Raw genomic sequence first — 17,187 nt, forward strand, 5'->3', positions numbered from 1 at the left:
TTGTCATTGCAAGTCAAGCGCAGCAATCCATTCTTCATCTGAACCCCTCTCCAGTCACACCCAGGTAGACCACCATGGCCAAGCAATACAAAGTCCTCGTCAACACCGGCAAAGCAGACAACAACAAAGTCCTCGATATCCAACAAGGCGGGGGCGATCGCGGCCAGGCGGTTCGCATCAAGGCGCAGGCCGGTGCCAAGTACGAGCTGCAAGAGGTGGGCCGCAAAAAGCCCGTGGGGCCGGACTACATCAAAGCCAAGCGCGTGGGCAAAGACCTGCACATCTTGTTTGAGGACGAGCGCCAGGCCAGCCTGGTCATCGAGGACTATTACGAGGTGTTGCCCGAGGGCTACAACGGCGTGATTGGACAGGCCGAGAACGGCAGCTTCTACGAATACATCCCCGAAGACCCCAAGGTGTCGGGTCTGATCTCCGAGCTGGCCGAGGGTGGGCAGACGGTCAATGCCGCGTTGGGCGGAGCAGAAGTCACGCCAGTCGGGGCCGCTTTGGGCGTATTGGCTTTCAGCCCCTTGATGGGAATTTTGGGACTGGGGGCGCTTGGGGCCATTGCCGCTGCGGCGGATGGACAAGGAGACAAAACACCCAATACTGACGCTTTCACCGGTCAGCTGGACAGTGGATCTGACAGCGGCGTAGCGGGTGATCACAAAACCAATGACGCCACCCCCACCCTTAGCGGCAAAGTGCCCGTCGGCTCCACCGCCAGCGTCACCATCAATGGCCAAAAGTACCCCGTGACCGTCAACCCCGATGGCTCTTGGACCTTCACCAACCCCACCAACTTGCCCGACGGCACTTACTACCCCGTCTTGCACGTCACGCAAAACGGCGTGACCTCCGACATCAACATCACACCTTTCACCATCGACACCACAGCCCCGACGGTGGTCATCACCAGCAACGCCAACATCTTGGGCTCGGGCCAAAGTGCCACCATCACCTTCACCCTCTCGGAGGCCAGCAACGACCTCGCGCGGGGCGACATCACCGTCACCGGCGGCAGCCTGGGCACTTTGACCCAAAGCACCACCGACCCCAAGGTCTACACCGCCACCTTCACGCCCAATACCACCGGCAACAGCGCCACCATCAGCATCGCTAACGATAAATTTTCCGACGCTGCCGCCAACCGCAACGCCGATGGGGCGGATGCCAACAACACCGTCACCCTCTCCACCAACGCCGCCACCTATGGCGCTTTGGAACAAGCCGCCTCCAACGACAGTGGCGTGCTCGGGGACAACCAAACCAACGACACCACCCCCACCATCACAGGCAAAGTGCCCGCCGGCTCCACCGCCAGCGTCACCATCAATGGCCAAAAGTACCCCGTGACGGTCAACCCCGATGGCTCTTGGTCCTTCACCAACCCCACCAACTTGCCCGACGGCACCTACACCCCGGTTCTGGACGTGATAACCAACGGCCAAACCAACAGCCTCCCACTGACCCCCTTCACGATCGACACCACGCCCCCCACCATCGTGGTGGGCAGCTCCGCCAGTGTCTTGACCACAGGTCAGTCCACCACCGTCACCTTCACCCTGAGCGAGCCGGTCAGCGACTTCGACGCGAACGACATCGCCGTCACCGGCGGCAACCTGAGCAACTTCCAAAAGAGTGCCACCGACCCCAAGGTTTACACCGCCACCTTCACGCCCTCTGCGACGGGCACCAGCGCCTCCATCAGCGTGGCCAGCGGCAAGTTCTCGGACGCCGCAGCCAACCTCAACGCCGATGGGGCAGAGGCCAACAACACCGTCAGCCTGATCACCAACGCCGCCTCCAGTGGCCAACTCAACCCCATCAGCGACAACAACACCGGCACCCCCAACGACAGCAAAACCAACGACGTCACGCCTGAGCTCAACGGGCGTATCCCCCCAGGCTCCAGTGCCACCATCAGCCTCAACGGTCAGACCTACCCCGTCACCGTCAACCCTGACGGCACTTGGCGCTTTACACAGCCCACCAACTTGCCAGACGGCACTTACACACCCCAACTGAACGTGACCACCAATGGTCAAACCGTCACCACCCCGATCACGCCCTTCACGATCGACACCACTTCCCCCACCGTGGCCATCAGCGGCCCCAGCACCCTCAGCCAAGGCCAAAGCACCACCTTGACCTTCACCTTGTCCGAGGTCAGCACCGACTTCACGGATGCCGACTTGGTCATCAGCGGTGGTTCCTTGGGCCCCCTGCAGCAAAGCGCCACCAACCCCCTGGTCTACACCGCCACCTTCACGGCCAGCCCCAATGTTGACCTTTTGAGCCCGACCAGCGGCTTTCGCGTGAGCATCGCCAGCAACAAGTTTGCCGACGCTGCGGGCAACCAAAACCAAGACGGCGCCCAAGCCAACAACAACTGGGTTGCCATCGAGTCTTCCTCGGACGGATCCAGCACGCCCACGCAGGTGCCATCCAAAACCACCACGCTGATCCTGGACCCGATTGCCACCGACAACTTCATCACCAGCGCCGAGCGCAGCAGCACCACCACGCTCTTGAGCGGACAAGTCAACGGCACCTACGTCAAAGGCGATGTCGTCACCTTGGTGGTCAATGGCCAAAATTACACCGCCGCCGTGGACGCCTTAGGTGCCTACAGCGTCTCCGTGCCCACGGCACAGCTGCTGACCGACCCGGACACCAAGGTCGAGGCCTCCATCGCCGCCACCGGCGCCACAGGCAAACCCACCGCCAGCCAGGACTACACCCTGGCCAGCACCACCGGTCAACCCGCCGTGGCCCTGGTGCTTGATACCGTCACAGACGACAACATCATCAACATCGACGAATCCAAGGCCTCGGCCGTCGCCATGACTGGCAAAGCCATAGGCAATTTCACAACCGGTGATGTTGTCACCCTCAGCGTCAACGGCAAGACCTTCACCGGCACCGTCAACGCGTCGGGCGCCTACAGCATCAATGTGCCTGGCGCCGACTTGCTGGCCGACCCCGACAGCACCGTACAAGCGAGCATCGCCGCCACCAGCCCCCTGGGCAAAAGCGCCGCCAGTGCCCTGCAGGACTACGCCAGCGACACCGACATCTCGCCGGCCTCCAAGTTCATGAACTTTTCTGACTTCATGGCGCCCAGTGCTCCTGCAGCCAACTTCGCTGTCTTTGACAACGTGGGCCCCGTCAACGGGCAAGTGGCCAACAACAGTACGATCGATGACACACTTCCCGCCATCACTGGACGCGGCGCCAACCCCGGCGATGTGGTCACAGTGTTTGACACCTACATCCTCAACGGCCAAAGCATCACGCAAGAAATCGGCAAAGCCATCGTGGCCGCCGACGGCACCTGGTCCGTGCTCCCAACCAAGCCCTTGATCACTGGCGATCACCTGTTTAATGTCGGCTTCACCGACAAGGTTGGTAACTCCAGTGTGGGCGATGGCACCTCCAATTTCACCATCGGCGGTGATGCCGCACCCGCCATTGCCATCGCGCGCACCAGTGCCGCAGCCACCACCGGCGCTGCACTGACCACCAGTGAAACCATTGTCTTTACCTTAAGCCGTGCCAGCACCAACTTCGCCCTCAGCGATGTGGACGTCACAGGCGGCACTCTCTCCAACTTCACCCCCGTGCCCAGCAGTGGCACCGCCGGCGCCGGCTACACCCAATACACCGCCACCTTCACCCCCACCGCAGGCGCTACCGGCACCGCCACCATCGGCGTATTGGCCACCAAATTCACAGACACACTGGGCAACAACAACGTTGACACCTACCAAAGCACCTCGGCCAACTACGAGACCAACAACCAAGTCAGCATCGCCTACAACACCAGCGCCAACCCGCTGCCAGACACCACCGCCCCCAGCATCATCGTTTCGCGCGCAGGTAGCGCCACCCTGGCCAGCGGCAACACCGACACCATCAGCTTCATCCTGAGCGAGGCCAGCACCAGCTTGACCGCCAGCGACATCGACGTCACCGGCGGCACCCTGGGTGTTGATTCACTTACCAAACAGAGCCAGACTTCACGTTCAAATATGAGCCACTTGGTTATTGATGTTTTATTTCAAGATTGTGGATAAGTCTGGTGATAAAGCTGTTTCCTCGTCTCCTTTCGATTGCTTTGTTCTACTTGTCTTAGCTCCTTTAACCTTAGCGGTAGAGCTCCTGAATCGCCAACTTTGATTGCCTGTTTCAACAATGTGGCAATGATGCGTCAAACGATCCAACACCCTGCCCAAATAATTAGCAGGATATGTGGAACGTGGCTCAAACTTGCTCGTGAATGTTTATCAGAGTGGCTCAGTTTTCAAAATAAAACAACAGGACGGTGAGTGTGCTGGGCACAGACGGCGGTGGCGCCAACCAATATGCTGCCAAACAGCAGGACGCTCTTGGCAACTTGAGCAAACTGTCCAACACCTACACGGTCAATTCATCGGGCGCCAACCAGCTGGTGAATGGTGACTTTGCCGACGGAGCAACGGGTTTCACCACCTCCGGATTGACGTATCAGGCCAATTACAACGGCGCTGGGAACACCTACGGCTTGTCCAACTATGCAAGCACAGGAGTGACCACCGCACCGGCTGGTGCAACAACATTGAGCAGCGGAACCTTTGCAAATGGGAGCTTCATAACCACTGGCTTTACAAGTCCGAAATCAGGGGGCGTGTACACCACTTCACAGTCTCAATACTTAAACTATCACGGATCAAATGGAACCGGTGACGCTTATAAGGTCTATGTGAGTTCTGCGGACGCGGTAGGTACCGTGACCACATGGGCACAAAATGTCAATGTGATTGCAGGGCACACCTACAATTTCACCTTTACTGAAGGAAGCAATGGCGGCGGCACCAACTACTTCAGCATTGCCGGCTCAACGCCAGTGGCTTGGGATCCAGGCAATACCGCCAAAATTGTCACTGCCACGGTCAACATCACCTACACAGCCACAAGCACGGGGTCTATTCCGATTGTGTTGACACACCAATCGACAGTGTCAGGTGGGTCAAACGACACCAGACTTGCCAACATGAAGTTTGTCGATGTGACCTCAGCGCCAGACGGCTCACTGGTTGCAGACACCTTCATGCCCGGCACCACCGGCGACAACACAGCCTTGGTCTATACAGGTGGCAGCATGGCTTCCATCGATGGCAATGACACCATCACAGTTCAAGACAACGACTTGCAAGCTACGTTGGCCGCAGGCGGCTTCATCAACGGCGGCGCGGGGGTGGACACGCTCATGCTTGCCGCTGGCACCAACTTGAACTTGGAAACCTTGGCGACCAACCAAACCGTCAAGCCCATCCAGGAAGTGGAAGTCTTCCAGATGCAAGGTGGCAGCACCTTGACGCTGAGCGCCAACGACGTGTTGAGCTTGGGTGGCAACAACACCGGCAACGGCACGGGCACGATGGCGGCCTATAACTTCACGTCGACCACGCAAACCGCATTTGGCACCGTGTCTGCGACGGGCACGACCAGCAGCACGGGCAAGGTGCAGTTGGTCATCAACGGCACCAACACCGATGTGGTGGCTTTGGACGGCCTGAACCTGGACGGCGTGACGACCAACGGCACCGTGGGCAACTCAGGCTTGGCCGGTCAGTGGGACTACAAAGGCACCACCGACATCACCGTGGGCGGTGTGACCACCACCTACCGTGTATACAACCACAGCACCACATCGGCACAATTGTTGGTGGACAGCGATGTCGGCTCCAGCACCAGCGGCAACGCTGTAGCCATCACCAATGTGCAGGCCTCGGGTGAAACCACCAAGGTGCTGATGGAGACTTTTGACAACTTGCCTTATAAAAGCACTGAGTCGATGTGGGACTTCACAACCGCCAACGGCATCCAGTTCCAGTCGCAATTTGGTGGTTCGATCTTGCCCACCTTCACACAAGTGAATGATCGACTGGTCATCAACAACGCCACCTTGCCATCAACCAACACTAGCCAGTGGGCGATCATGCCTTGGAATGGCACTATTGAAAACGCAACGTTTGACTACAACGGCATCAACAACTCCACGGCCAGCGGAACCGCGGTGGTGCGCCTGTACAACAACTCTGCGCTGGCCGCTGGACCATTGAACTTGGCAAACAACGCTTTGCCAAGCGATCCAGCGACTTTCAACCAGTCAGGAGCGTTTGACGAAATCAGCTTCCAGAACATGCCCAAGGACCAATACGCCATCGACGACCTGAAGTTGACGATGACCGGTGTTGCTGAAACTGTAGACCTGGCCAACGGCAGTGGCACACGCCACACCACAGGCGTGGTCTCCGGCACTTTGGCCAAGGCCCTGTCAGCTGGTGAGTACATCGAGGTGTTCAGCAACGGCGTGAGCTTGGGTCAAGCCGCTGTCAACGGCACCACCTGGTCGATTGCCGACACGATTGCCGCGGGTGGCGAAAACTACACCGCCAAGATCATGAGCAGCAGCGCGGCCGAAGTGGCCTCGTCGATGAACTACGCGATCAACCAAGCCGGTGGCGCTGTGCCACGCTTGACCATCACCAACGACGCCTCTGAGCCAGTGTCTGCAGGCAAGACGGTCAACTACACCTTCCGCTTTGACCAGGCCGTAACGGGCTTTGACGCCAGCGATGTGACCGTGACCAATGGCGGCACAGTGAGCGGTTTGATCAAGCTTGACGACCAAACCTGGGTCATGTCGGTCAACGCCCCCAGCACGGGTGCGGGCACCACCACGGTGTCGGTGGCCGATGGCAGCTACAACGCCACAAACGGCGGCGCAGCAGGCCTGGGCGCTTCTGATTCGCACGCTTTTGATGCCGCCTTGACGCCTTACAGTTTTGATGGCTACAAGGGCTCCAACACAGGCAGCGCCGCGATCGACCCCTTGTATACCGGTGCGGGTGACGATTGGGTGACGGCTGTGGGCACCAAAAACACGGGCGTTGAGTACATCAACACGGGTGCGGGGTCCGACACGATCCAGATCATGGGCAACAACCTGACCAAGCTGGCCTTGGCCGCTGGCTTTGCCGAGTTTGATGGCGGCGACGGCATCGACCGACTGGGCTTTTACAACGGCGGTACCGTCGCGGCCAACATCACGCTGGACTTGACCAACGTGAACGTCGCAAACCACTTGCACAACTTTGAGACCATCGATATGACTCAAAACGGTGCCGGTGGCACTGGGACGCTCAAACTCGATCGCAATGCCATCATCAATCTGTCAGACCTCCTGGACAACACCGCCACCAGCGGTGTGGATGAAAGCCAGATGTTGGTGGTCAACGGCAAAGCGGGTGACAAGGTGCAATTGGTGGGCGGAGCCAACTGGACCAACGTGGCCACCGGTTTGACCGGCGAATTGCTCAACAGCACCTATGGCGCGGATTACAAGTTCACGTCCACAGACCGCTACACCCAGATGAGCAACAACGGGGTCACCCTGTTCCTCGACGATGACTTGACCCGCAGCAACCTGTAAGTTGGTACCAGCCCATACACCCCAGTCGGATTTTTGGCTCCGACTGGGGCGGGCCATTGTTTCAATTCAAAGATAAAACGTGTAGTTTTTCAACACCATGACTTTTGGCCATGACATCATTTACCTGATCCTCAATGTGATCATTTTGGGAATGACGGTTCAGGCCAAGTCTTTGTACGAAGGTCAGCGAGACTTCAGGCCCAGCCGTGCACTGATGATGACGTTTCTCGCGGCCAATCTCTCGGCGGTCACGGGCGTCTTGTTTGTTTGGGCGGGGTCTTTTTTCCTGACGCTGACCAATACGCTGATGTTGGCTTCGGGTTGCTGTGCCGCCCTGACTGCGCGCTCATGGCGTGTGCCCTTGACGCCTGAGATGGTTCGCCGCAGCACAGCATTCATGTTGTGCGTGATGGTGACCTTTGAGGTGTTTCGCCTGAACGGCAATTATGTCCAGCGGGTCGTCATTTATTGTGTCTTCAGCACCATGTTGTTGTCCTGGTTGCTCTATGAAGTCTGGCAGGCGCAGCGCCAAAAGGGCAATACATTCCAGCTGAAGTTTTTAGCCTTTGTGATGTTGATCAGCCTTTCATTGCGCATGGCGCGAATGACGGTGGTACTGATGCTGGAGGTGCCACCCGAATCGCTCTTTCAAGAAGGTATGTTGCCTGCGATATTGCGGCTCGTTTCACTGTCGATGGATGTGTTGATTTTGAGCTCTCTGTTGGGCTACAGCATCCATGAATTGGCTCAAAAAAATAGGCTGATCCAAGAATAGAGTCAAAGAGTTCGTGCAGCCAATGTGGCTTTGGATGCAGCCCTGGCTGAAAACACCCAGATGCTCACGGCACTGACGATGTCGGTCAAGTCAAACAACATGGGTGTTTTGATGGCTTCGTTGGCGCATGAACTGAGCCAGCCCTTGCAGATGATACGCACCAAGACAGAGCTGTTAGCCTGCATGCCTGAACTGCAACACAGCGATCGGCAAAAGTTCATCAATGGCCTGATTCAGGATAACAACCGTGCGGGCGAAATCATTGTTCAGTTGCGAAAATTCTTGCGCAGCGGGTCGTCGGATTTCAATACCGTGCAGCTGAACCAGGTGGTGGCCGAGTCTTTGGCCATGATTCAAGCGGAATTGACACGTCACGACATCACGCTGTCCCAACAAGTTGACAGCGCGGTGGCTGTTTGGGCCAACGAAGCCCAATTACAAATGGTGGTGCTGAACTTACTTAAAAATGCTCTGGATGCTTTGCGGTCTGTGCCTTCGCCCCGGGAAATCGAGTTGCAACTGAGGCAAACAGAACAGGCCAACGTACTGACCGTCTCTGACAATGGCCCAGGCATGACCGAGTCTGAACGGGCACGCGTGTTTGAGATTTTTTATTCCACCAAAAATGAAGGCATGGGTTTGGGCTTGTGGTTGAGCCATTCCTTAGTGACTCGCCATGGCGGCCAGCTGCAAGTGAGCAGCAGCCCATCGGGAGGAACCTGTTTTACTTTGACGCTTCCCCGCCATCCTGAATGAAAGTGCTTTGTTGAAAATGGCTTTTTGGTGCGCATGATTCGCCCATTTAAAAAACCCGCCTCGGCGGGTTTTTTGCGTCTGCCAAGCCGCTTTAACTGGCTTGTTTGCTGGTGCTCACCATCTGCATGGCCGATGCGATCAGACCCGAGACCTCCGTCATGTTGCCGGGCACGATCAGCGTGGTCTTGGCGTCTTGCGCCACCTTGGCGTAGGCCTGCACCGCTTGCTCGGCCACCTTGAGCTGGACCGCTTGTTCACCCCCGGGCTGGCGGATGGCGGTAGCAATCCGCTCAATGGCTTGCGCCGTGGCGTTGGCCATTTCGGTGATGGCGGCGGCATCACCTTGGGCTTTGTTGATGGCGGCTTGCTTTTCGCCTTCTGATCGAGCAATGAAGGCCTCGCGCTCGCCTGTGGCGATGTTGATCTGCTCTTGACGTCGGCCTTCGGAGGCGGCGATCAGCGCGCGCTTTTCGCGTTCGGCCGTGATTTGCGACTGCATGGCCAGCAAAATTTCTTTGGGCGGCGTCAGGTCCTTGATCTCGTAGCGCAGCACCTTCACGCCCCAGTTGAGCGCCGCTTCGTCGATGGCGGCCACCACCTGGGCATTGATGATGTCGCGCTCTTCAAAGGTCTTGTCCAGTTCCAACTTGCCGATCACGCTGCGCAGGCTGGTTTGCGCCAGCTGGGTGACGGCCACGATGTAGTTGGACGAGCCGTAGCTGGCCAGCTTGGGGTCGGTGACTTGAAAGTACAAAATGCCGTCGACCTGCAGCTGCGTGTTGTCACGCGTGATGCAAATCTGGCTGGGCACATCCAGAGGGATTTCTTTCAGGCTGTGCTTTTGGATCACGTTGTCCACAAAGGGCACCACAAAGTTCAGGCCCGGGGCGAGACTGGCGTGGAATTTGCCCAGTCTTTCGACCACCCAGGCCTCTTGTTGCGGAACCACCTTGACGGTCTTGATGACGAACAGGACCGCGATGACCACGAGGACGACGGCGATTTCCATGGTTTTTCTCCCTTTTCAGTGTTGCGAGCGGTGTGCTCAGATTTTCTCGAGGACCAGGCGGTTGCCCGCCATGGCCTGAATGCGGTAAACGCCCGGCGCGGCGGTCTGGCCTGTGGCCAGCACAGCGGTCCAGGCAGCGCCCCGGTGTTTGACTTGCGCCGTGCCCTGTGCGTTCCAGGCATCGACCTGCACCGTGGCGCCCAAGTCCAGGTGTTGGTCTTGTGCTTCTTGTGGCGTGGTGCTTTGGCGCTTGCGCCATTGGCCCAGCAGCACGGCTCCCAGGCCGCCCACGATGGCCGCAGCCACCAGTTGGGTGTTCAGCCCATAGCCTGCCAGCGCAGCCAGGGCTGCCGCAACAGACCCGAGGCCCAGCATCAGCAGGTAAAAAGTGCCCGTGACCAACTCCAGCGCCACCAGCACGCCGGTCAGCACCCACCACATCGTTGCATTGCTCATTTCGCCTCCTTCAGCTTGATCCGCGTATTGTCGGGCTTGAACTTCTGTCTTTATACGCCAACCACGCAGCACCGGGATCAAGTCCGCCACAAGCCAAGGATAATCAGCCCCCATGCATTTCCCCGAACCCCAACGCTGGCGCTTGTCTGTGGCCCCCATGATGGACTGGACTGACCGTCATTGCCGATTTTTCCACCGCCTGCTGACTCGCCACACCTTGCTCTACACCGAGATGGTGACCACCGGTGCTTTGCGCCACGGCAGTGTGCAGCGGCACCTGCGCTTCAACGCCGAAGAGCACCCCGTGGCCCTGCAACTGGGCGGCAGCGACGCCGCCGATTTGGCCCACGCCGCCAAGCTGGGGCAAGAGTGGGGCTACGACGAGATCAACCTCAACTGCGGCTGCCCGTCAGACCGTGTGCAGCGCGGCGCATTTGGCGCTTGCCTGATGAACGAGCCGCACACCGTGGCCGATGGCGTGAAAGCCATGCTCGATGTGGTGGATGTGCCGGTCACGGTGAAGCACCGCATTGGCATTGACCGCATCGAGAGCTACGACTTTGTGCGCGACTTTGTGGGCACCGTGAGCGAAGCCGGTTGCAAAGTCTTCATCGTGCACGCCCGCAATGCGTGGCTCGACGGCCTCTCTCCAAAGGAAAACCGCGAGATTCCGCCTCTGCGTTATGAGCTGGCCTACCAGCTCAAAAAGGACTTCCCGGGGCTGCTGATCGCCGTGAACGGCGGCATCAAGACCAACGAAGAAATTGCCCTGCATTTGCAGCACGCCGACGGCGTGATGATCGGGCGCGAGGCGTACTACAACCCCTGGCTGTTGGGCAGCTGGGACGCCGCGTTTTACGGCGATACCCACGAAGTGCCCAGCCGCGAGGCTGTGGAAGAGGCCATGGTGGCCTACATGGAGCGGGCTTTTGCCGAAGACGGCTGCCCTTGGTATGCCATTGCCCGGCACATGCTGGGCCTGTACCACGGGCAACGCGGAGGGCGTTTGTGGCGTCAGGTCTGGAGCGACCACAAGCTCAAGCCTTTGCCGCCGCGTGATGTCTGGGTATTGGCCCGTGCGGCGCTGGCGCGGGGGGCCGTGGTCACCGATTGACGCTTGCCGGCGTTTTTATTGCGCCGCTTGTAAGCCGTTCATGAAGTGAGCCGACATCCGCGCTGCCGCCTGCTCGGGCTGGCGTTCGGTCAGGGCCTGCACGATGGCACGGTGTTCGGCCAAGGACTGCTCAATGCGGCCTTCCTTGAACAAGGAGCTGTGGCGGTTGAGCTTCATGACCTTGCGCAGGTCGGCCACCATTTGGTCGCGCCAGCGGTTGTTGGCCAATTCCAGCAGCAACATGTGAAAGGCTTCGTTGATCTCGAAAAAGCGGTCGCGGTTGCCCACGGCTTCTTCCAGGTCTTGGTGTAAGGCGCTGATCTGCGCCATCTGCTCGGCGCTGGCGTTTTGTGCCACCACGCGGGCGGCGTCCGATTCCATCAAGGCCAGCAGGTGGTAGACGTCGCGCAGGTCTTTCTCGCTGACTTCGGTCACATAAGCGCCCCGGCGCACCTTCATGGTCACCAGGCCTTCGGCCGCCAGCACCTTGAGCGCTTCGCGCAAAGGCGTGCGGCTGATGCCCAGCGCCTCTGCAATGCGCAGCTCGTCGATCCAGCTGCCTGGCTCCAGCTCGCGTGCAAAGATGCGTTGGCGCAACAACTCGGCCACTTCTTCGTACAGGGCGCGGGGGGCAAGAGACAGGGCAGACATGGGCAGTTTCAGAAGGTGCAGTACAGATGTGGCCGAACGGAATTTCAGGCGTTTCAGATGCTGAATTGTAAGCCGGTTAAAATATTCTGCATCAATAATTATGAATCACGGTACTTGTAAGCCGGTAGGCAGCCCCGGGCTGCCACAATCCGGCTCAGCCATTTTTGTCTCGAAAGCACAGCGCCATGACGTCCAAATCCTTTGAATTCAACGCTTCCAATTTGGAAGCCTGGCAAAAAGCTGCGGTCAAATCAGCCCCCGGTGGCGATGTGAGCGCCCTGAACTGGAAGACGCCCGACGGCATCGTCGTCAAGCCCCTCTACACCGCCGAAGACACGGCCAACCTGCCTTACGCCAACACGCTGCCCGGCTTTGAGCCTTTCTTGCGCGGCCCGCAGGCCACCATGTACGCCGTGCGCCCTTGGACGATCCGTCAGTACGCGGGTTTCTCGACCGCTGAAGAATCCAATGCGTTTTACCGCAAGGCCCTGGCTGCAGGCGGGCAGGGCGTGTCGGTCGCGTTTGACTTGGCCACCCACCGCGGCTACGACTCCGATCATCCGCGCGTGACAGGCGACGTGGGCAAAGCCGGTGTGGCGATTGATTCGGTCGAAGACATGAAGATCCTGTTTGACCAGATCCCGCTCGACAAGGTCAGCGTGTCCATGACCATGAACGGTGCTGTGCTGCCGGTGCTGGCCGGTTATGTGGTGGCGGCAGAAGAGCAGGGTGTCTCGCAAGACAAGCTGTCTGGAACGATTCAGAACGACATTCTGAAAGAGTTCATGGTGCGCAACACCTACATCTACCCGCCCGAGCCGTCGATGAAGATCATTGGCGACATCATCGAGTACACGAGCAAGAACATGCCCAAGTTCAACTCAATCTCGATCTCGGGTTACCACATGCAAGAAGCCGGGGCCAACCAGGCGCTCGAGATGGCCTTTACCTTGGCCGACGGCAAGGAGTATGTGAAGACCGCGATTGCCAAGGGCATGGATGTGGACGATTTCGCCGGCCGCCTGTCTTTCTTCTGGGCGGTAGGCATGAACTTCTACCTGGAGATTGCCAAGATGCGTGCGGCCCGCCTGCTGTGGTGCCGCATCATGAAGGGCTTTGACGCCAAGAACCCCAAGAGCCTGATGCTGCGCACGCACAGCCAGACGTCGGGCTGGTCGCTCACCGAGCAAGACCCCTACAACAACGTGGTGCGCACCACCATCGAAGCCATGGCGGCCGTGTTCGGCGGCACCCAGTCGCTGCACACCAACTCGTTTGACGAAGCGATTGCGCTGCCCACAGAATTCAGCTCGCGCATCGCGCGCAACACGCAGCTCATCATTCAGGAAGAAACCCACATCACCAACGTGATTGACCCTTGGGCGGGCTCTTACATGATGGAGTCGCTCACCCAAGAAATGGCCGACAAGGCCTGGGCGATCATCGAAGAAGTCGAGGCCATGGGCGGCATGACCAAGGCCGTGGGCAGCGGTTGGGCCAAGCTCAAGATCGAAGCAGCGGCCGCTGAAAAGCAGGCGCGCATCGATTCGGGCAAAGACGTCATCGTGGGCGTGAACAAATACAAGCTGGCCAAAGAAGACCCGATCGAGACGCTGTCGATCGACAACGTCAAAGTGCGCGACGGCCAGATCGAGCGCTTGGCCAAAATCCGCGCCAGCCGCGACAGCGCCAAGGTGCAAGCTGCTTTGGAGGCCTTGACCGCTTCGGCCGAATCGGGCCAAGGCAACCTGCTCGACCTGTCGATCCAGGCTGTGCGCCTGCGCGCCACGGTGGGTGAGATTTCCGATGCGCTGGAAAAAGCCTTTGGCCGCCACCGCGCCGACACACAAAAAGTGACGGGCGTGTACGCCGCCGCCTATGACGACGGCGACAACGTGGGAGACACCATGGAATACTGGAACCAGCTCAAGGCCGACATCGCCGCCTTTGCCGACGCGCAAGGCCGCCGTCCCCGCGTGATGATCTCCAAGCTCGGTCAAGACGGTCACGACCGAGGCGCCAAAGTGGTGGCCACCGCTTTTGCCGACCTGGGTTACGACGTGGACATGGGCCCGCTGTTCCAAACCCCTGAAGAATGCGCCCGCCAAGCGATTGAAAACGACGTGCACGCCGTGGGCGTGAGTACGCTCGCCGCAGGCCACAAAACCTTGGTGCCCGCCATCATTGCCGAGCTCAAGAAGCAAGGCGCAGACGACATCATCGTGTTCGTGGGGGGCGTGATTCCGCGTCAGGACTACGACATGCTCTACGAAGCCGGTGTCAAAGGCATTTACGGCCCTGGTACCCCGATCCCGGTCAGCGCCAAAGATGTGCTGGAGCAGATCAAAAAGGCGATCGGGTGAACCCCACGCAGTTGCTTGACGGCTTGTTGCACGGCAACGCTGCCGGGCAACGCCGCGCCATGGCCAAAGCCATCACGCTGCTCGAATCAACACGCGATGACCATCGCGCCCAAGCTGACGAGTTGCTCACGGCCATGTTGCCGCACACGGGTCAGTCGTTTCGTTTGGGGATCAGTGGCGTGCCGGGTGTGGGCAAGTCCACTTTCATTGAGGCGCTGGGCCTGTACCTGATTGGCCAGGGGCATCGTGTGGCGGTGCTGGCGGTGGACCCGTCCAGCACGGTCTCGGGCGGCTCCATCTTGGGCGACAAGACCCGCATGGAATTGCTCAGCGTGCACGAGCGTGCGTACATTCGCCCCAGCCCCAGCAGCGGCACTTTGGGCGGCGTGGCCGAAAAAACCCGCGAGTCCATGTTGGTGTGCGAAGCGTCCGGCTATGACGTGGTGATCGTCGAGACGGTGGGCGTGGGCCAAAGCGAAACCGCCGTTGCCAACATGACAGACATGTTCGTGTTGATGCAACTGCCCAATGCGGGCGACGATTTGCAGGCCATCAAAAAGGGCGTGATGGAGATCGCCGATTTGGTGGTCATCAACAAGGCCGACATCGATGCGATTGCGGCCACCCGCGCCGAGCTGCAAATTACCAGCGCTTTGCAGCTCTTGGGCATGCACGGTGGCTCGGGCCATGCGCACGCCGACACCACGCAGTGGCACCCTAAGGTGGTGCAGCTGAGCGCCTTGCTGGGCCAGGGCGTGGACAGCTTTTGGGGTGCGGTCAGCGAGTTCCGAAGCTTGCAAAAGGCCAACGGCCGATTGGCTTTGCGTCGCCAGCAACAAGCCCTGTCGTGGATGTGGGAGCGCATCGACGCCGGACTCAAACAAAACTTTCGGGCGCAGCCGCGTGTGCAAACGCTGCTGCCCCAACTCCGCCAACAAGTCGCGGCCGGCCAATTGGCCGCTTCAACGGCTGCCCGTCAACTGCTCAGTGCTTACCAAGCGCAGAGTTAACCTGAATCTTCCTGAAGAAAAGCGAGAACCACCATGCAAGACATCCTTGAACAACTGGAAAAAAAGCGCGCAGCGGCCCGCTTGGGCGGCGGTCAAAAGCGCATCGATGCGCAGCATGCCAAGGGCAAACTCACCGCGCGTGAGCGCATCGAGGTGCTGCTCGACGAAGGCACCTTTGAAGAGTGGGACATGTTCGTGGAGCACCGCTGCACCGACTTTGGCATGCAAGACAACAAGATCCCTGGCGACGGCGTAGTCACCGGCTACGGCATGATCAACGGCCGTTTGGTCTTTGTGTTCAGCCAGGACTTCACGGTCTATGGTGGCGCTTTGTCAGAGACCCACGCCGAAAAGATCTGCAAGATCATGGACCAGGCCATGAAGGTCGGTGCACCTGTGATTGGCCTGAACGATTCGGGCGGTGCCCGAATTCAGGAAGGCGTGGCTTCCTTGGGTGGTTATGCCGACGTGTTCCAGCGCAACGTGATGGCCAGCGGCGTGGTGCCCCAGATCAGCATGATCATGGGCCCCTCAGCAGGTGGTGCGGTTTACTCGCCAGCTCTGACCGATTTCATCTTCATGGTCAAAGACACGTCTTACATGTTCGTCACGGGCCCAGAAGTGGTCAAGACTGTGACGCACGAAGAAGTGACCGCCGAAGAGTTGGGCGGCGCGCTGACACACACCACCAAGAGTGGCGTGGCCGACATGGCGTTTGAAAATGACGTGGAGGCGCTCTTGATGCTGCGGCGCCTGTACAACTACCTGCCGCTCAACAACCGCGAGAAAGCGCCTGTGCGCCCAAGCGGAGACCCGTCTGGACGCTTGGACATGAGCCTGGACACGCTGGTGCCCGAGAACCCCAACAAGGCCTATGACATGAAGGAACTCATCGTCAAGACCGTGGACGATGGTGACTTCTTTGAGCTGCAACCCGATTACGCCAAGAACATCCTGATCGGCTTTGCCCGCATGGAAGGCCAGACCGTGGGCATCGTGGCCAATCAGCCTTTGGTGCTGGCCGGTTGTTTGGACATCAAGAGCTCCATCAAAGCGGCGCGATTTGTGCGTTTTTGCGATGCGTTCAACATCCCCGTCATCACTTTTGTCGATGTGCCCGGTTTCATGCCCGGCACCAGCCAAGAGTTCGGCGGCATCATCAAGCATGGCGCCAAGTTGCTGTATGCGTACGCCGAGTGCACGGTGCCGAAAATCACCGTCATCACCCGCAAAGCCTATGGCGGCGCGTACGACGTGATGGCCTCCAAGCACCTGCGCGGCGACGTGAACTTTGCTTGGCCCAACGCCGAAATCGCGGTGATGGGTGCCAAGGGCGCGGTGGAAATCATCTTCCGCGAAGACAAAGGTGACCCCGAAAAGCTGGCCGGCAAAGAAGCCGAATACAAAGCCCGCTTTGCCAACCCCTTTGTGGCGGGCGCACGCGGCTTCATCGACGACGTGATCCAGCCGCACGAGACGCGCAAGCGCATCTGCCGTTCGTTGGTTATGTTGAAAGACAAGAAGATCGAGAACCCCTGGCGTAAGCACGGGAACATTCCGCTTTAAGCCTCAG

11 protein-coding genes and 1 pseudogene are annotated in these 17,187 nt (G+C 59.1%); 8 read left to right on the plus strand and 4 right to left on the minus strand.

Annotated features, from left to right (window positions below; translation table 11 throughout):
- Nucleotides 1-74 precede the first annotated feature (74 nt).
- Nucleotides 75-4,079: an Ig-like domain-containing protein gene (locus B9Z50_RS12270; RefSeq protein WP_108364749.1), complete on the plus strand. Its 4,005-nt coding sequence runs from the start codon at nucleotides 75-77 to the stop codon at nucleotides 4,077-4,079.
- Here B9Z50_RS12270 and B9Z50_RS18000 read toward each other — a convergent pair.
- Nucleotides 4,059-4,229: pseudogene (locus tag B9Z50_RS18000) on the minus strand (ATP-binding protein); the annotation flags it as partial. The gene B9Z50_RS12270 and the pseudogene B9Z50_RS18000 overlap by 21 nt on opposite strands.
- Nucleotides 4,230-5,035: 806 nt before the next feature.
- Here B9Z50_RS18000 and B9Z50_RS12280 point away from each other — a divergent pair.
- The 3 genes from B9Z50_RS12280 (at nucleotide 5,036) to B9Z50_RS12290 (ending at nucleotide 9,011) form a co-directional block, all read left to right on the plus strand.
- Nucleotides 5,036-7,480, plus strand: a complete 2,445-nt coding sequence (locus tag B9Z50_RS12280) for an Ig-like domain-containing protein (protein ID WP_146183204.1) — start codon at nucleotides 5,036-5,038, stop codon at nucleotides 7,478-7,480.
- Nucleotides 7,481-7,577: 97 nt separating this feature from the next.
- On the plus strand, nucleotides 7,578-8,255 hold the full coding sequence (locus tag B9Z50_RS12285) for a hypothetical protein (RefSeq protein WP_108364753.1): 678 nt from the start codon (nucleotides 7,578-7,580) through the stop codon (nucleotides 8,253-8,255).
- A gap of 150 nt (nucleotides 8,256-8,405) precedes the next feature.
- Nucleotides 8,406-9,011 carry a sensor histidine kinase gene (locus B9Z50_RS12290; protein ID WP_233249863.1) on the plus strand — a complete coding sequence of 202 codons (606 nt, stop codon included), beginning with the start codon at nucleotides 8,406-8,408 and terminating at the stop codon, nucleotides 9,009-9,011.
- Nucleotides 9,012-9,102: 91 nt separating this feature from the next.
- Here B9Z50_RS12290 and B9Z50_RS12295 read toward each other — a convergent pair whose 3' ends face one another.
- Entirely contained in the window at nucleotides 9,103-10,020 is a 918-nt protein-coding gene (locus tag B9Z50_RS12295) for an SPFH domain-containing protein (RefSeq protein ID WP_108364757.1), read from the minus strand.
- A 36-nt stretch (nucleotides 10,021-10,056) separates the two neighbouring features.
- Nucleotides 10,057-10,476 carry an NfeD family protein gene (locus B9Z50_RS12300; RefSeq protein WP_108364970.1) on the minus strand — a complete coding sequence of 140 codons (420 nt, stop codon included), beginning with the start codon at nucleotides 10,474-10,476 and terminating at the stop codon, nucleotides 10,057-10,059.
- A gap of 112 nt (nucleotides 10,477-10,588) precedes the next feature.
- Between B9Z50_RS12300 and dusA the strand changes: the two genes are divergently transcribed.
- Entirely contained in the window at nucleotides 10,589-11,590 is a 1,002-nt protein-coding gene (gene dusA, locus B9Z50_RS12305) for a tRNA dihydrouridine(20/20a) synthase DusA (RefSeq protein ID WP_108364759.1), read from the plus strand.
- Between the two features lie 15 nt (nucleotides 11,591-11,605).
- On the opposite strand, the gene B9Z50_RS12310 is transcribed toward dusA, so the two are convergent.
- A complete protein-coding gene (locus B9Z50_RS12310; protein ID WP_108364761.1) occupies nucleotides 11,606-12,241 on the minus strand; it encodes a GntR family transcriptional regulator in 636 nt (211 codons plus the stop codon).
- A 185-nt stretch (nucleotides 12,242-12,426) separates the two neighbouring features.
- Between B9Z50_RS12310 and scpA the strand changes: the two genes are divergently transcribed.
- From scpA to B9Z50_RS12325, 3 genes are read left to right on the plus strand one after another with little or no spacing between them, the layout of a single operon-like run.
- Entirely contained in the window at nucleotides 12,427-14,604 is a 2,178-nt protein-coding gene (gene scpA / locus B9Z50_RS12315) for a methylmalonyl-CoA mutase (protein ID WP_199221733.1), read from the plus strand.
- Nucleotides 14,601-15,614, plus strand: a complete 1,014-nt coding sequence (gene meaB / locus B9Z50_RS12320; protein ID WP_108364765.1) for a methylmalonyl Co-A mutase-associated GTPase MeaB — start codon at nucleotides 14,601-14,603, stop codon at nucleotides 15,612-15,614. The genes scpA and meaB overlap by 4 nt, the downstream gene beginning before the upstream one ends.
- Before the next feature lie 33 nt (nucleotides 15,615-15,647).
- On the plus strand, nucleotides 15,648-17,180 hold the full coding sequence (locus B9Z50_RS12325) for an acyl-CoA carboxylase subunit beta (RefSeq protein WP_108364767.1): 1,533 nt from the start codon (nucleotides 15,648-15,650) through the stop codon (nucleotides 17,178-17,180).
- Nucleotides 17,181-17,187 lie beyond the last annotated feature (7 nt).

Origin of the sequence: Limnohabitans sp. Bal53 (genome assembly GCF_003063355.1) — a bacterium.
Lineage (GTDB): Bacteria > Pseudomonadota > Gammaproteobacteria > Burkholderiales > Burkholderiaceae_C > Limnohabitans_A.

Bases quoted from the DNA above. Each gene is read 5' to 3' on its own strand.
- scpA (WP_199221733.1), top strand. From the start codon at position 12,427: ATGACGTCCAAATCCTTTGAATTCAACGCTTCCAATTTGGAAGCCTGG.
- B9Z50_RS12280 (WP_146183204.1), top strand. From the start codon at position 5,036: ATGAAGTTTGTCGATGTGACCTCAGCGCCAGACGGCTCACTGGTTGCA.
- B9Z50_RS12300 (WP_108364970.1), bottom strand. From the start codon at position 10,476: ATGAGCAATGCAACGATGTGGTGGGTGCTGACCGGCGTGCTGGTGGCG.
- B9Z50_RS12290 (WP_233249863.1), top strand. From the start codon at position 8,406: ATGATACGCACCAAGACAGAGCTGTTAGCCTGCATGCCTGAACTGCAA.
- B9Z50_RS12295 (WP_108364757.1), bottom strand. From the start codon at position 10,020: ATGGAAATCGCCGTCGTCCTCGTGGTCATCGCGGTCCTGTTCGTCATC.
- B9Z50_RS12325 (WP_108364767.1), top strand. From the start codon at position 15,648: ATGCAAGACATCCTTGAACAACTGGAAAAAAAGCGCGCAGCGGCCCGC.
- B9Z50_RS12285 (WP_108364753.1), top strand. From the start codon at position 7,578: ATGACTTTTGGCCATGACATCATTTACCTGATCCTCAATGTGATCATT.
- dusA (WP_108364759.1), top strand. From the start codon at position 10,589: ATGCATTTCCCCGAACCCCAACGCTGGCGCTTGTCTGTGGCCCCCATG.
- B9Z50_RS12310 (WP_108364761.1), bottom strand. From the start codon at position 12,241: ATGTCTGCCCTGTCTCTTGCCCCCCGCGCCCTGTACGAAGAAGTGGCC.
- B9Z50_RS12270 (WP_108364749.1), top strand. From the start codon at position 75: ATGGCCAAGCAATACAAAGTCCTCGTCAACACCGGCAAAGCAGACAAC.